9 protein-coding genes are annotated in these 15,234 nt (G+C 49.3%); 5 read left to right on the top strand and 4 right to left on the bottom strand.

Features of this window, described 5'->3' with window-relative positions:
* Positions 1-131: 131 nt before the first annotated feature.
* Positions 132-1,367 carry a DUF5692 family protein gene (locus KSO86_RS06445; RefSeq protein ID WP_216379164.1) on the bottom strand — a complete coding sequence of 412 codons (1,236 nt, stop codon included), beginning with the start codon at positions 1,365-1,367 and terminating at the stop codon, positions 132-134.
* Positions 1,368-1,535: 168 nt separating this feature from the next.
* On the opposite strand from KSO86_RS06445, the gene KSO86_RS06450 reads away from it, so the two are divergent.
* A complete protein-coding gene (locus KSO86_RS06450; protein WP_216379165.1) occupies positions 1,536-2,576 on the top strand; it encodes a hypothetical protein in 1,041 nt (346 codons plus the stop codon).
* Between the two features lie 273 nt (positions 2,577-2,849).
* Here KSO86_RS06450 and KSO86_RS06455 read toward each other — a convergent pair whose 3' ends face one another.
* On the bottom strand, positions 2,850-3,914 hold the full coding sequence (locus KSO86_RS06455; protein WP_216379166.1) for a DUF5692 family protein: 1,065 nt from the start codon (positions 3,912-3,914) through the stop codon (positions 2,850-2,852).
* Between the two features lie 394 nt (positions 3,915-4,308).
* Here KSO86_RS06455 and KSO86_RS06460 point away from each other — a divergent pair, with 394 nt between their 5' ends.
* From KSO86_RS06460 to KSO86_RS06475, 4 genes are all read left to right on the top strand, one after another.
* Positions 4,309-7,767: an HtaA domain-containing protein gene (locus KSO86_RS06460; RefSeq protein WP_216379167.1), complete on the top strand. Its 3,459-nt coding sequence runs from the start codon at positions 4,309-4,311 to the stop codon at positions 7,765-7,767.
* 81 nt (positions 7,768-7,848) lie between these two features.
* A complete protein-coding gene (locus tag KSO86_RS06465) occupies positions 7,849-8,916 on the top strand; it encodes a heme/hemin ABC transporter substrate-binding protein (RefSeq protein ID WP_216379168.1) in 1,068 nt (355 codons plus the stop codon).
* 3 nt (positions 8,917-8,919) lie between these two features.
* On the top strand, positions 8,920-9,969 hold the full coding sequence (locus KSO86_RS06470; protein ID WP_216379169.1) for a FecCD family ABC transporter permease: 1,050 nt from the start codon (positions 8,920-8,922) through the stop codon (positions 9,967-9,969).
* Position 9,970: 1 nt separating this feature from the next.
* Positions 9,971-10,750: a heme ABC transporter ATP-binding protein gene (locus KSO86_RS06475; RefSeq protein ID WP_216379170.1), complete on the top strand. Its 780-nt coding sequence runs from the start codon at positions 9,971-9,973 to the stop codon at positions 10,748-10,750.
* A 3-nt stretch (positions 10,751-10,753) separates the two neighbouring features.
* On the opposite strand, the gene KSO86_RS06480 is transcribed toward KSO86_RS06475, so the two are convergent.
* Both KSO86_RS06480 and KSO86_RS06485 read right to left on the bottom strand, forming a co-directional pair.
* Complete coding sequence (locus KSO86_RS06480; protein ID WP_216379171.1) at positions 10,754-11,371, bottom strand: GDSL-type esterase/lipase family protein; 618 nt, start codon at positions 11,369-11,371, stop codon at positions 10,754-10,756.
* A gap of 122 nt (positions 11,372-11,493) precedes the next feature.
* Positions 11,494-15,207 (bottom strand): multifunctional oxoglutarate decarboxylase/oxoglutarate dehydrogenase thiamine pyrophosphate-binding subunit/dihydrolipoyllysine-residue succinyltransferase subunit, encoded by a 3,714-nt coding sequence (locus tag KSO86_RS06485; RefSeq protein ID WP_216379172.1) that lies wholly within the window; start codon positions 15,205-15,207, stop codon positions 11,494-11,496.
* Positions 15,208-15,234 lie beyond the last annotated feature (27 nt).

Below are 15,234 nucleotides of genomic sequence, written 5' to 3' on the forward strand. Positions count from 1 at the left end.
TAAAAAGTGATATAAAAATGATATCACTTTTTAGAGGTTAGGTGAAAGGGTTTGAGTTTCCGTTTCCTTCTCATTGCCACACTATTCTGTGTGGCGTATGTGAGATATGCGGAAACCCCAACGTAGCCGATTTACTTCTTGTGCTTAGCCCGACCGGACGATTCGATGAATCCTAGCTCCTCAGCCGTTTCTGGAATATCGCTTGTCAACCAACGTGCGGTGTCCTCATCGGCGTGCTGGTTCACGATAGTGCGGAATTCGTTCATTTCGAAGTACAGGCAGTTCTTGATTGGGTTGCGCTTGTGCTTGATGATCTTGTAGAGCCAGTAGATGAACAATCCAACATTGAAAATCAGTGCCGCCCATGCACAGACGATATTAGCAACTGGATTCATGGTGGCATAGTTCGTCATCGAGCTTGGCTTGACGAGTAGCTCAGGCAGAAGGTTGTTTGCTGCGATCCAGAACATGAGCGTGAAGCAACGGAACCAAATCCACTGACCTTTTGCCCAAGTGAATGCTGGGATTGTACAAGCGAGCAACAGTGCAAATGTGCAGTACCAAGTGTAATCAGCCAGAGCGTTGTAGAGGAAAGCGTGATTCCACAAGTCGTAAGCGATAACCCATGGCCACACCATGTCAACCCAGATAAGACCGCGAACGCGACTCTTACCATCTGCGGTCTTAGCCTTAGATTCTGAGGTAACAAAAATCTTGCCAAGCCCAGTGATTGTGATGATGTTCAAGAGGCCAGCTAGCGCTGAAACAAGGTTCCAATGACCGCCAATGGTACGGAAGCCAGTTGCTGGATCAATACCTACGTGGTTTGCCTCAAAATTAGAAGCAAGTGCCTGGTACCATTCGACCGAATGGAGTGGGGCAGTAATGTTACGAGACTCTGGCAACCCATTGAGAACATCAATAGAGTGTGTCGCGTTGATGCCTTGTAGGCAGTCAGCGCTGGCAGCGCAAGCGTAGTATTCGTCGGCTTGGAAGAAGATGGTAACATCGCGGATATTTGCTTCCATGATGTTAATTGATAGGCCGAGCCATAGCGCGACACCCATCCAGATGGCATACTTACGAGCCTTTTCTGGGTGACGCTTTCCGTATACCAGTAGGTATCCAGTCATAGTTGCGGTGGCAATCATAATGACGAACTTGCCGAACGGGAACCAGCCCACCATTGGGACGCCGTGAATAATGACGTATGGGATAACGGCAATGCCAGCGATTGTCCATAGGGTAAAAATCGTCCAGTTCCATCGGCGATTGATTTCGGCGATAGCAATTTGAGCGAGAAGTACGATAACCCAGGCGATATAGACCGTTGGGGTGCCGATTTCCCACAAGAAAAGTGATGACATGAGTATTCCTTCGAGTGTTTTTGCGGAAAGAATGATTCTCAACCTTGACGATGTGTCTAGGTTGGGACTTTCTCCTCAATGTTACCGATAAAAATCTGAGATACTGGAGACTAACGTCACAGAGAAGTGGCTGGCCATAAAACTTGGCTAAAACGAGAAGGGGGATCAATGAAACGATCGACATTGGCAAAGCTCGGCGGTGTTGTTGCAACCGGAGGCCTCGCTGGTATGGTGGCATTCAGCCAACTGACGGGCAAAGCTACGAAAGAAGAACAGGAATGGGTGTACCCGGGTGACGATTTGATCGACGCCAATTATAAGAACGGTTACTCCTCAACTTATGCTATCGATATTGATGCTCCAGCTTATGCTGTGTATCGTCTTTTCAAGCAGATTGGTGCAGAAAAGTCGGGATCGTTCAGTTCCGAGTTTTTGGAGCGTACCTTCGCGCGTTTATCATTCTTCAATTCTTACGAAATTCAAGAAGAGTTCCAGCAACCCGATTCGATGATGCCTGGCGATATTGCAGCATTTGATTTCCACGGTATGTCTATGGAATGGGCAGACGTTGTGCCAGGTAAGTACATGGTTCAGTGGGTTGATACTAAGAATCCACCAGCCGCACCAGGGTCCTATGCTTTCCGTTTCCCATTCATGAAGCACTTCGCTGCTGCGTGGTGTTTCTATTTCGTTCCACTTAAGGGCGATCGCTGCCGGTTAATTAACCACTGGCGTATTGGTTTCGAGCCAGATAATCCGACTATTTCAGCAATTAACTGGATCAATATCGAATTAATTGGTGGAGTTATGACGCACTTGCAGAACATATATGTGAAGCGAGTTATGGAATTCCGTAAGAAGCAACAACACACTGGAAAAGCTATGCGTGGAATTCTAGGCGGACGTTGGTTTAAGACCGGCACGCCAGCTGGTCGTTGGGACGGTACACCGTTGTTCGAAGAAACCTACACGCAGTGGATGCGATATGGCCGCCAGGCTCCAGCAGTTGCTGAGATTCGTGAACCAGTGACTGATAACCCGAACTGGCCACCGACAGGTCCGGGAACTCCGTGGGCTGACATTATTGATGAAGATTACTACACTGATTGGGAAGAGCCAGAATTCTCCTGGGATGAGCAGATTCGCCAGAAGAAGGAAAAGACTTACCTCAAGAACTGGGGAAAGAAGAAGCCAGCTAACGACAAGTAATCTGGAATAGTGCAGAGGGGCGGCGCCGGTAAAAGGCGTCGCCCCTCTTTCCGTATTTGAGTCCTAACTTAGTTGTGTAGCAGAGATTCTTATTTATAGATGAATACTTGCATGAGTCGCTAAACGTCGTCGTCGGAATATAAGGCAACTGGGAGAATGAACATGTAAGGTGCGTTAGAAAAAGTAAAGGAAATTGTCAATAATAATTAATTCGAAATGATTAGCGGGGCAATCCCTCTAGGATTGCCCCGCTGACTTTAATGGTTTAGTTGATCAGTGCTTCGTGCGTAGACCCTTGTGTCGCTTTGGCGCGCGACTGTATCCAAGTTGCTCTGGAGTTTTGCCAAGACGGGCTGCAATAGCAATCTTGTCTTCATCGGAAGCATTCTTGCGTACCATGCGAATGTATTCCGGTGTATCGGAGTAGATCTCTACCTTGAATGGATTGCGCTTAAATGTGGTAATCCGGTAGATGTGGTAGCCGAAGACAATGATGTTTACGACCAGTGCGAGGAACGAGAAGATGAACAGCGCAGTATCGTTGTAGCTTGAACGGTGAGCAAACGTCGAGTCGTGCATAAAATGCGGGAATGTAAGAACAACCGCGGACCAAAGAGTTAACGTATAGGCACGGAACTGAATCCATGAACCACGCATGCGAGGGAATAGGGCTGGAATCGTACACGAAGCTAGCAGTGCAAGTCCGGAGTACCAAGCTCGATCGGGCAAGCAGTTGTAGACGTAAGCGAAATTCCAGAGGTCATAAGCAATAATCCATCCCAGGGTTAAGTCGCCCCACATGATTGCTTTGCTCTTGTTGCTGGCCACGAAAATTCCAACCCAACCAGAGATAGCTAGAAGGTTGAGAATGCCAGCGATGCCATTCATATAGTTCCAGGTTCCGCCGGAAATGGTTAATCCGGTTGCCGAATCCAGGCCATGAATATTTGCGCATTGGAAATCGCGAATAACAGCTTCAAGAATATTGATCGCAAGAATAATTGGTGGAATCATTAGGTACCACTGGTTCTTACGAAGCTTCTGTGAATACTGTAAACCGACGAGAGATAGAGAACCAGCTAGCGCTGAGTATTGCTTAACAATCGGGAACCATCCCTCTGCTCTCGTGCCCTGAGTAGAGTATGGCCACCAGAAAATAGTGAGTAGAACTGGTGCAATAACGAAAACGGCAAGGACAACCCACTTATTGCGCTGGGCTAACCAAGCTGTTAAAGCCAAAGCGGAAGTAACGACGATAAGCATCAGATAGTCTTGCCATTCGCCAACTTCAAAGGCAAATAGCACGGGATAATCCAGAGCTGGGATTTCAGTAAACATAGTCACCCTAATTCTTTGTGCGGAAATGTGTTACGTGTAACATATTTATCCATTGTATCCCTAGGTATGTGTTTAACGTAGGACTTTGTTCAGTGGTGAACGGCGAAATTATATAGGGTGTCAATTTCTGGTCGTGCAAATTGTTGAGCGTAGACAGTAGATTTCAGTCCGGGAAATTTTAAAATTATGACTTCAGGAACCTGAAAGTTTAGGACATCCTAAATCGCATGTGTCCCTAACAATTTCTTGTTCTTATGCCGTTTATTACATGTCTGACAAGCGATAGTTAGCGTCTTGATTAATTAGGTGTGCCTAAGTAACATGTTTCTGTCACTAAGATACTGATGTATCTGTCGCCTGATTATAGGAGAATAGTTCACTAATGGGCTCCACTATGAGAAAGATGTTCGTGTCCACTGCGTTGGCTACGGCATTAATGTTCGCAAATGCTGTGCCTGCATTTGCGGCCGACCAAGAACCTGGCAATCCGACTGAAACAGCTGTCACTTCAGAAAGCAAGGAAGCTTCGGAAGCTAGTCTACAAACTGAAGAAGTCGCAGAAGAACCTGCCGCTGTTCAAGCGGCTCCAGCCGCGAATGAAAGCAAGTCAGAGGAAAAGCTGGCTCAGAAAGCTCCCGAAAAAGAACTGGCTGAGGAAAAGCCAGTTGAAAAATCCGACGTTAAAGATGGATTGGTTGAGGTTAAAGAAGCCTATGCTAACTGGGATTTCCGTAAGTCTTTCCGTGAGTATGTTGGGGTCGAAGGCGAAACTAGAGAACACGTCGGTTTGTTAGAAAAGGGGAGTAACTTATTGTGGAGTGCTAGCCCGAATCAGACAATAGAGCGAACCGGTGGACGTGGTAAACTCCGCTTCAGCGGAAAAGTCGCGTGGCTTAAGTATGGCGGAATTTTAGATGTGAAAATTTCTAATCCAACCATTGACTTCGATAAAAAGCAATTACTTGTCGATGGTTACACCAAGGGCACTATGGCTCGTGAAGGTGAAGTGCATTTTGAGCAAGAGCCTTTAGCTGATCTAGCAGATTTGAAGGTCGAGGACAAAGGGGACTATATTGTTGTCTCGTCTCTTGAACCAGTCTTTACTGAACGAGTGAAAGATCTTGTGGGTCTTTACCAGAATGAGAAAGGTGCTCCTATTGTCATCACCGTTATGGTTGACAAAAATGAAAGTAAAGAGCTCCCATTACCCGTTCTGTGGGAATTGTTCCCACAGAAATTTAAAAATCCTAAAACTGGGCCAGTATACTCTGACGAGCCACTTAAAGAGGTGGTAATTTATGATGCGAATCTCGAAAAATGTATACGAAAGTGGAATGATGTTGCCCCACGAGTACCTATGACGAATAAGGTACTCGAAGGAATGCAGAGCCTGAAGTGCCAGGCTTTTGATATTAAGTCCCTCAAGGGACTTGAGTATGCGATTAACTTGAGTACGTTGAACATGTATCAAAACCAATTGGTTGATTTATTACCTTTATCGGAGCTTTCAAAGCTGAAAGATGTTGACGTATCAAACAATAGGCTGGTTTCCTTGCAGGGTCTGCAAGGATCAGTAAAATTGCAACAATTGAATGCGGAAAATAATTATTTGAATGATGTGTCTGTTGTCAAGAATTTTCCAGACCTTGTTTCTTTGAAGCTTTCTCATAACAGAATTGCTGACTTGAATCAGCTTATTTGGACCACGGAAGACCGAATGAGCATATTTGATCTTTCGCATAACAGAATTGCAGATTTAAATCTATTTGACAAGACTCCACTTGCAAGGAAAGTGAACCTCTCACACAATCTCATCGGTGAACTTGGTATGCTTCCTGCGAAATTGGCTATAGAAGAATTAGATCTAGAGAATAATTTTATTAAGGACATTACTCCGTTCAAATCCTGGGCTACCGGGAGACAATCGTATGCATTGAAGAAGATGGATGTAGCTTTCAATCTTTTTGAGAACTGGCAGGATATTAAAGCATTGACATCTTTTGAAGATTTAAATGGTGACACAGTTAATGCTATGAGAGATTACGAGAAGTATTCTTCAAATCCAAAAGCATATGTTAATTCCAAAACTATTGAGCAAATTGTAAAAGCAAATGAATTGGAAGATATCGAAATAGCGAGCTTTATTGAAGAGCGTAAAAAGTTAGATATGGCCGAGGCTCAGGCTCGTAAGGCTGAGGTAGAAGCAAAGCGCAAGGCTGAGGAGGCTCGTAAGGCTGAGGAGGCTCGTAAGGCTGAGGAGAAGCGGAAGGCTGAAGAGGAGGCTCGTAAGGCCGAAGAAGAGGCAAACCAACTCGTTAAGATTGTCACTGGAGACCTCAACTGGGGTGTTAAGGAATCGTTCCGCAACTACATCAGTGGAGGAATCGCCAACGGTAAGTGGGAACTATCTGAAGGCGCCACAGGCACATTCAAGTTCCCGCTCAAGTCTGGTCAAAACTTTATGCCATCAGATTTTACTGAAGCTAATTTTGGTGGAAAGGTACACTTCACAGGACACCACGGCTTACTTGATCTAAAGATCTCCGATCCAACTATCAAGAATGAGAACGGACAGTGGAAACTATACGCTACTGTTACGTCTCGTCCATTTGACAAGAATGATGTGCCAAAAGCGATGATGAATCCAGGTGCGTTCAAGCCGTCCGGAGAATTGCAAACGGTTCGAGTGGCTATTGCGACCCTCTCTGAACCAGAACGCGTTGTCAAGAGTGATTCCGCTGAGCCGATGGCAACAGCGTTGATAGCCCCAAAGAAGGCCGTTGCAGAAGAGGCAACGCTCAAGTTCGGGACAGTAACTCTAACTGCCGAAGGTGCGCGTGCCTTCTCTGACTTCTATAAGTCTGGACAGGTTATTGACCCAATCGAGGTCACAGTGAAGTCCAAGTACGTCAAGAAGTCAGATGTTCCGACTCCAAATAACAACGATTCAACAGGAAATGACAACCAGGCTAAGCCAGACGACAACCAGGCCAAGCCAGATGATGATCAGACTAAGCCTGATGGCAACAGCGACAAGAAGTCCGATGAGAATTCTTCGGACTCCCAAACCAAGTCTTCAGACGATAAGTCATCGAATTCTGATGCAAACAAGGGACAAGACGCTAAGCAGATCAAGAAGTGTGCGGTAGACCCAAACAAGAAGCGCATCACATCGGGTAATCTCTCCTGGGCGTTGCGTAGCTCGTTCACCACTTATATTCGTGGATCCATCGCACACGGTGGTTGGACACTCGGTGGCGGAGCCTCATGGGATGGAGCGAACTTCAATTTCCCAGCAACTGGTGGTCTCTTCAACACATCAACCCGCACTGGAAACATCTACTACAGTGGAACAGTCCATTTCACTGGCCACGATGGCATCCTCGACATGACGATTAGTAACCCGAGCATCGCTATCAACGGAAATCGTGGATCGTTGTACATGACCGTTTCTGGTTCCGATATGAGCGGCAAGAAGTTCAACCTTGGTCGCGTTAACTTCGCAACCGTTACATTCAACGGCGTTAATGTTGCCGACGGCGCACTGAGCTTTAGCGGTGCATCAGTTAACTTAACCGATGCTGGAGCAAAGGCATTCGCAGGGTTCTACAAAGCAGGCGAACAACTAGCGCCGATGTCTTCAAGCGTTAAGCTTGTTCCCGCTACCGCCTGCGACCCGGAAACAGGTGAACTCATCGAATATGATGCATTCGGTGGCAACTTGGCACAAACCGGACTGGATGCTCAAGGCTTGCTTGCGGTGTCGATTCTCGTCTTGTTTGCAGGCATGGGAATGATCGGGCTACGCCGTCGTCACGCGTTCGACGTCGTATCCGGTGTTGACCAAAAGTAAACGGAACATCCGAATAGCTAACCAAACCAGCGGTGTGGAGTACAGATCTTGTACTCCACACCGCCGTCCCGTGAGAAAGTTATGAAAATAAAAGTTACTGCTGTCCTAGCAGCGCTAGCTCTGTCGTTGACCGCGTGTTCTACACCGGTACATCCCAGTGAAGCTGCCAAAGAACAACAACCATCACAAACGCAACCGAGTCAATCTGTTGATCTTCCAAATCCTCATGACCTAACCGGTCTTACGGTTGTGCCTGATATTGAGGATCCCGAGCCTATTGAAGGTAAATTCACGCAAAAGCTTCCGGTAACTGTCACAGATGCTGAAGGGAACGAGGTAACTATTACTGATACGTCCCGGATCCTAGCTATGGACTTGCCTGGAACATTGAGCCGAACAGTTATCGCGCTTGGCTACGGGAAAAACTTAGTTGGACGCACTGTCTCTTCTACGGAAAAACAGCTTGCCGAGCTTCCGGTTGTGACCCAAAATGGGCATACCTTGAATACTGAGGCAATTTTGTCGCTCGAGCCTACAGTTATCCTGGCTGATCGCAGTGTTGGTCCGCCAGAAGCAATCGATCAATTACGGGCATCAGGTATTCCACTAGTACTGATCGATGCGGAGCGTGGAATAGATAAGAACACGCCGTTAATTATGTCTATTGCGCGGGCGCTCGGAAACGAAGCCGCAGGAAAGGCATTAGCAGAACGCACCGAAAAAGAAACGAATGAGGCCCTAGAGCAGATTAAGCAGTGGATACCTGAGAAACCATTAGAAGCTGCATTCTTGTATGTGCGTGGAACTGGTGGCGTATTCTTTATCCTGGGAACGAAAGAAGGAGCCACCGAACTTATTTCGGCAGTTGGCGCAAAAGACCTAGCAAGTGAACAGGGCATTACTGGTGTGACCCCAGCGAATGCTGAAGCGCTGGTGTCGCTCAACCCAGAAGTCATTTTCACGATGAGTGCAGGGTTGGAATCTACTGAAGGTATGGATGGCTTCCTTGCTCGGCCTGGAGTTTCCGAAACACGTGCCGGCCAAAAACAACGTGTTATCGCGATCCCAGACGGGTTATCATTATCTTTCGGACCCCAAACCGGGCAAACGCTTTTGGCGGTAGCCCGCGCCCTATACGGAGTTAAGTAAACTATGGTATCTGCCGCAGCGGGATTTGCCCGACGCAAAATGAGAATAACGATCAGTTTCGGAATTGTTATTATCGCTCTATGTTTATCCACCCTATTATCAGCGCTGTTGGGACAGTACGCGATCAGCGTCAGTGATGTCTTCCGGTCGCTTCTTGCGCCAATTGGCTTAACTGACTATCCCCAAGATCCGCTAGTTTTCTCAACACTGTGGAATATTCGTTTTCCACGTATTTGCCTGGGATTGTTGGTGGGAGCGGCGCTCGCTGTGGCAGGTGCTGTTATGCAAGCGGTCTTCTCCAATCCGCTTGCCGAACCTGGAATTATCGGTGTGTCATCTGGAGCGTCGGTGGGCGCGGCACTTGCACTCGTTTTTGCGCCCAACGCTTTAGCAGGCTTTTCAGTCCCATTGGCTGCTTTTGCTTCTGGACTCGCTGCAGCAACGATCGTTTACATGCTGGCTCGCTCGCAGGGCAAAGCAGATGTGATTGTGCTGGTTTTAACCGGTATTGCGGTTACCGCAGTATGCACGGCACTCGCGTCAATTGCTACCTATATTGCGCCGACGACGGCCCGCGACCACATCGTTTTCTGGCAGATGGGATCGCTGAACGGAACTGTCTGGTCGCATGTATGGATCGTTGCCGTCGTCGTCGTTATCGGAATTGCGCTGTCGTTGACGCTTTCTCAAAAACTCGATACGCTATCACTAGGGGAACGAGCAGCCGGGCATGTGGGAATCAACGTCCAAGGGTTGCGGTTAGCCGCAATCACCTTAGCGACGCTCTTAACAGCTGCCGCGGTTTCCTATGCTGGTGTGATTGCCTTCGTTGGCCTGATTGTCCCACATGTGATGCGGCTAGCTCTCGGCCCAGTTAATCGGGTCTTGCTTCCGGCATCGATGTTTGCCGGTGCACTTCTGATAACTCTTTCGGATTTAGCGGCACGCACAATCATCCCATTTGCTGATCTCCCTATCGGTATTTTCACTGCACTTGTTGGTGGCCCAACGTTCTTTATTTTGCTACGTACCCGACTACGGATGGGACGATAATATGACTTCTTCATCTCGCCATGGCACGACCGCCATTAGTGTTTCCGGCATCCGTTTTTCTTATGGCACTCGCACTATTCTCGACGATGTGTCACTTACCGTAAATTATGGTGAAGTAGTTGGTTTGCTTGGCCCCAACGGCACCGGAAAATCCACACTAGTGGGTATTATGGCAGGCGATCTCGAACCGCAGTCCGGATCGGTGGCCTATCACGGTAAAGATCTGACGGACTTTGCGCGTCGCGAATTGGCTCAGACCCGCTCAGTCATGCCACAAACAGTCGAATTTCCGTTCTCCTATATGGTCCATGACATTGTTGCGATGGGCCGTCAATGTTGGGATCCAGATCCAGACAAAGACCATGAGATTGTTACCCAGTCACTCATCTGCACCGATGTGGGCGGCTTTGAAACCCGCGATGTCACTCGGCTATCTGGCGGCGAGAAGGCGCGAGTGACCTTAGCTCGTGTGCTCGCGCAAGAGGCAAGCGTCGTATTTTTGGATGAGCCAACGGCAGCATTAGATATTGCTCACCAAGAACGCACAATGAAAATTTGCCGGGAACTGGCAGCAGCTGGCCATGCGGTGATCGCGGTTATGCACGATCTGCAACTAGCTGCAGCGCACTGCGACCGAATTGCGCTGATGAGCTCCGGCTCGATTGCCGCCTATGATAGTCCAGACGTCGTGCTCAACAGTGAGTTACTTTCGCGCGTATACGATTGGCCGATCACAGTAGCACGAGTAGCTGACGGCCGGTTAGTTATTTTGCCAGAATAACTCTTACGCCATTTGTTCTGGCGAGGTAATTCCGAGCCAAGAATGCCAGCCTTTGTGTAACACGAGCCATGCCATAAGCCCGTATCCTGCTTGTCGCGGGGTATAGGTTGCAGTCATTGACATGTCGGTTATCCACTGCTCGTGATTGTAGAGCGGCGTGAAGCAATCGACGAATGGCACGTTGCGACGGGTGCATACATCAGCAAATGCTTGGCTGAGATCGTGTTGGTTACGTTGCGGCTGATCGTTTCGTGGCGGTGGTCCGACGACGAACGGCGCTAATCCTAAACTCATTGCATTATCTAAAATGTTGGCAACATAGAGCCGGGAGCGGGCAAGTGACAAGCCGTGGTCGAGGTCATGTGAACCCAGACCAAGCACAAGCCGATTGTCTCCGCCACGATCCATTCGGGTAACGACGTCGTTTTCCCAGCGAGCTGCAAGTGCTTCGGTGCCTTCGCCTGGGGTGGCGAGTGTTAACGCCATGAGTGGCGGTTCGCAGGCAGTGCGTGCCATGACCCGACCTGTCCACCCTAGGGCGCGGGCATCACTAAATCCGGCAACGAGTTCGTCACCGACGAATAGGATGCGCGTCGGATGTTCTATGCTGTCTCTGGTCATGACCATTCTCCGAAAATTGTTCTCAGCTGTTTTCTACTGCCCTATCTTAGTTGGAATATCAGGAAAACGTGGATTGAGTGCGCCACAAATCGTATTCTGTACGTGTTTGTGGCGCACACATCCTATCGAGCAAACGCTTCGTTAATAAGCGTAGTTGCTTGAGCTTGATGAATCTTTGCCAAACCAGTTGCTGTTGAGGCAGCGGCCGGGCGGGATACTCGCCGTACTTGCAAACCCATCGGCAAGAACATTTCGAGTGCTAAGTGCGGCCATGCGCCTTGGTTAGCCGGCTCGTCTTGAACCCACAGCAGTTCCGCTCCTGGATACTTAGCTAGCTCAGCCTGCAACTCAGCCACTGGATGTGGATAGAGTTGTTCGAGACGAATAATTGCTACCGAGGTATCGCCGTCGTTATCGCGCCGTTCTAGCAGATCGTAGTAAAGACGACCGGTACACATAATCACGCGGGTCACGTTCAAATCAGTACGATGTTCCCCGATTACTGGCTGGAATGTTCCAGAGGTAAACGCCTCAACCGGCGAGGTAGCTCCCTTGCGTCGCAAAAGTTGCTTTGGCGTGAGAGCAATCAATGGCTTACGCGGACGTTGGTAGGCTTGGCGGCGCAACATATGGAAGTGGTTGGCCGGGGTTGACGGCTGAGCTACGATCATATTGTTTTCCGCACACAGTTGCAGATAGCGCTCGATGCGAGCCGAGGAATGGTCTGGTCCTTGGCCTTCGTAGCCGTGAGGCAGCATGAGTACCAGTGAGGACTTTTGATTCCACTTTTGTTCTGCGGAGGAAATAAATTCGTCGACGACGGTCTGTGCGCCATTAGCAAAGTCACCGAACTGAGCCTCCCACACAACAAGCGCGTCCGGCCGCTCGACTGAGTATCCGTACTCGAATGCCATCACGGAGTACTCTGATAAAGCAGAGTCGTAGATATTCAGCTCAGCTTGGTGTTCAGTCAGATGCTGTAGCGGCGTCCATTCGGTACCGGTTCCAACGCCGTGTGCAGTTGCATGACGCTGTACGAACGTGCCGCGTCGAACGTCTTGGCCAGACATTCGTACTGGAACGCCTTCAATAAGGAGGGACCCGAATGCAAGCAATTCGCCAAATCCCCAGTCGATGTTTCCCTCGGTCGCCATGCGAGCGCGTTTTGTGAACAGCTGCATGATCTTTTTATGTGGGGTGAATCCTTCCGGAACTTGCACATGTGCGGCGCCGATCCGTGCTAACACATCAGGGGTAGTTGCGGTTTGCCAGCCGAGCATGTCGCCTGCGTCATCAGCTTGCGACTGTGGTATCCCAAGAGACTCAGCAGCTTGTTCTTCAGATTCCGTGCGGGTATTGGCAGAGTTGCGGACTGAGCTGAGAGCTTCGTCAAGCGTTTGATGATACGTCGACTCCAGCTCGATGACTTCCTCTGCAGTCATATCGCCACGGCCTACGAGCGCTTCGGCGTAGATGCGTCGCGTTGTTCGCTTCGACTCTACGAGGGAATACATGACCGGCTGAGTCATTGACGGATCGTCGCCTTCGTTGTGTCCGCGACGGCGGTAACAGGTGAGATCGATAATGACATCTTTATGGAAAGCTTCGCGATATTCTTGTGCCATACGAGCCACGCGTGCAACAGCTTCGGGATCATCGCCATTGACATGGAAAATGGGGATCTGTAGACCTTTTGCGATATCTGTTGTGTATCGCGAAGAGCGTCCAAGGGATGGAGCTGTCGTGAATCCAATCTGGTTATTAACCACGATGTGGATTGTGCCGCCGTTCTTGTAGGCCGGAAGCTGGGAGAGATTGAAGACCTCCCACACCACGCCTTGGCCGGACAGAGCGGCATCACCATGAATAAGGATTGGCAAGACGGGGTAGAACGAATCATCGAAGCCGATTCGGTCATGTTTGCCGCGCACAATACCTTGGAGTACGCCGTCGGCTGCTTCCAAGTGGGACGGGTTCGCAGCTAGGTATACGCCAACTTCTTGACCGTCGGGGGAGGTGTATACGCCTTCAGTTCCGAGGTGGTATTTAACGTCACCAGATCCTTGGACTGTTGTCGGATCGATTCTTCCGTCGAATTCGTTGAACACTTGGCCATAGGATTTACCCGCGATATTGGTTAAAACGTTGAGGCGCCCACGGTGTGCCATACAGATAGCAACATCCGACAAGCCAGAAGCGGCGGCGCCTTCCAAAATAGCGTCGAGTGCCGGGATCAACGATTCGCCGCCTTCAAGCGAGAAGCGCTTTTGGCCGACGTACTTGGTTTGCAGGAATGTTTCGAATGCTTCGGCTTGGTTGAGTTTCGTTAAGATCCGACGACGTTGCTCCGCGGTTGCCGGTTGGGCTGGCCGCTCTAGCCGATCTTGGAACCAACGACGCTGCGCTGGATCGACGATATGCATGTATTCAATACCAACAGTACGGCAGTAAGCTTCGCGGAGTTGGTCCAGGATTTCCCGCAGTGTCAGGTGAGATGAATGAGCGAAGCCACCGGTCGGGAATGATCGGTCTAGATCCCAGAGCGTCAACCCGTATGAACGGATTTCGAGGTCAGGATGGCGACGAATATGGAACGATAGTGGATCAGTGTCCGCAATAAGGTGTCCGCGCGAACGATAAGCGTGGATAAGCTCAGCGATACGCGCAGGTTTGCCAAGTTCGCGTTCCGCATCGTATTCGACGTCGGTTTCCCACACAAATGGCTTGTAGGGGATATGTAACGCAACATAAACGCGATCATAGAATCCGTCAAGCCCCAAGAGCTTATGTTCGAGTAATCGTAAGAACCGTCCCGAGGTTGCCCCTTGAATAACTCGGTGATCGTAAGTCGAGGTAATGTGAACAACTTTAGATACACCCATGCGGGCAAGCTGTGCTTCCGCAGTTCCCGCAAAAGCTGGTGGATAGACCATTGCACCAACGCCAATGATCAGACCTTGGCCTTTCATGAGGCGCGGAATGGAATGGGTAGTCCCGAAACCGCCTGGATTTGTGAGTGATGCTGTTGTTCCTTGATAATCATCGATCGATAATGCATTATCACGACCGCGCTTGATCAGATCTTCGTATGCGGCCAAGAATTCCGAAAACGTCATGTGCTCGGCACCCTTGATAGAAGGCACAACTAGGGTGCGTTCGCCGTTAGGCCTAGCTACGTCGATGGCAATTCCAAGGTTGACCGATGTTGGCTTAACGAGAGTTGGTTTACCTGCCTCGTTCACCTCGTAGGAGTAGTTCATCTCCGGCATCTCAGAAAGAGCTTCGACCATTGCATAAGCAATCAGATGGGTGAAGGAGATCTTTCCGCCGCGCGTAGCAGCAAGGTACTTATTGATCACTGTTCGATTGTCGAACATGACGCGCGCAGGCAGTGCGCGAACTGTGGTAGCAGTAGGTAGCTCGAGGGAAGCATCCATGTTCTTCACTAGCCCACGATCTGCGCCTTTAAGCTGTACGTATTCGGTTTGGTCATTTTCGAAAATCTCGTCGATCTTCGGTTTGAGATCAAACTTAGCTGCATATGGGGTTTTTGCTGGCTGAGCTGCCGATCGGGGCTGTGGCGGTAGATCGGAACGGGTTACGTTGGTGGATGCAGTAGCTTTCCGACTGTGCGACGAATGTACTGAACGTTGCGCGTCTTGGGTTTGTTCGGAAATAGGTGGTGTTGACATCGGTTTTCGGCCGGCAACTTTCCACTCTCGGAACATCTCTTTCCATTGCGGGCCAACGCTTTGTGGGTCCTGAAGATAAGCGGTGTATAGATCTTCGATGAAGTTTTGGTTTGCTCCAAATTCCTCTGATTGAGATGACGTCACTGTCGTTGCCTCGCTAGCCGATCGTTG

The sequence above is a fragment of the Arcanobacterium phocae genome (genome assembly GCF_018913465.1).
Lineage (GTDB): Bacteria > Actinomycetota > Actinomycetes > Actinomycetales > Actinomycetaceae > Arcanobacterium > Arcanobacterium phocae_A.

What these genes read in the sequence shown, in the direction of transcription:
- KSO86_RS06445 (WP_216379164.1), bottom strand. Translation starts at nt 1,367, where the DNA reads ATGTCATCACTTTTCTTGTGGGAAATCGGCACCCCAACGGTCTATATC.
- KSO86_RS06450 (WP_216379165.1), top strand. Translation starts at nt 1,536, where the DNA reads ATGAAACGATCGACATTGGCAAAGCTCGGCGGTGTTGTTGCAACCGGA.
- KSO86_RS06455 (WP_216379166.1), bottom strand. Translation starts at nt 3,914, where the DNA reads ATGTTTACTGAAATCCCAGCTCTGGATTATCCCGTGCTATTTGCCTTT.
- KSO86_RS06460 (WP_216379167.1), top strand. Translation starts at nt 4,309, where the DNA reads ATGAGAAAGATGTTCGTGTCCACTGCGTTGGCTACGGCATTAATGTTC.
- KSO86_RS06465 (WP_216379168.1), top strand. Translation starts at nt 7,849, where the DNA reads ATGAAAATAAAAGTTACTGCTGTCCTAGCAGCGCTAGCTCTGTCGTTG.
- KSO86_RS06470 (WP_216379169.1), top strand. Translation starts at nt 8,920, where the DNA reads ATGGTATCTGCCGCAGCGGGATTTGCCCGACGCAAAATGAGAATAACG.
- KSO86_RS06475 (WP_216379170.1), top strand. Translation starts at nt 9,971, where the DNA reads ATGACTTCTTCATCTCGCCATGGCACGACCGCCATTAGTGTTTCCGGC.
- KSO86_RS06480 (WP_216379171.1), bottom strand. Translation starts at nt 11,371, where the DNA reads ATGACCAGAGACAGCATAGAACATCCGACGCGCATCCTATTCGTCGGT.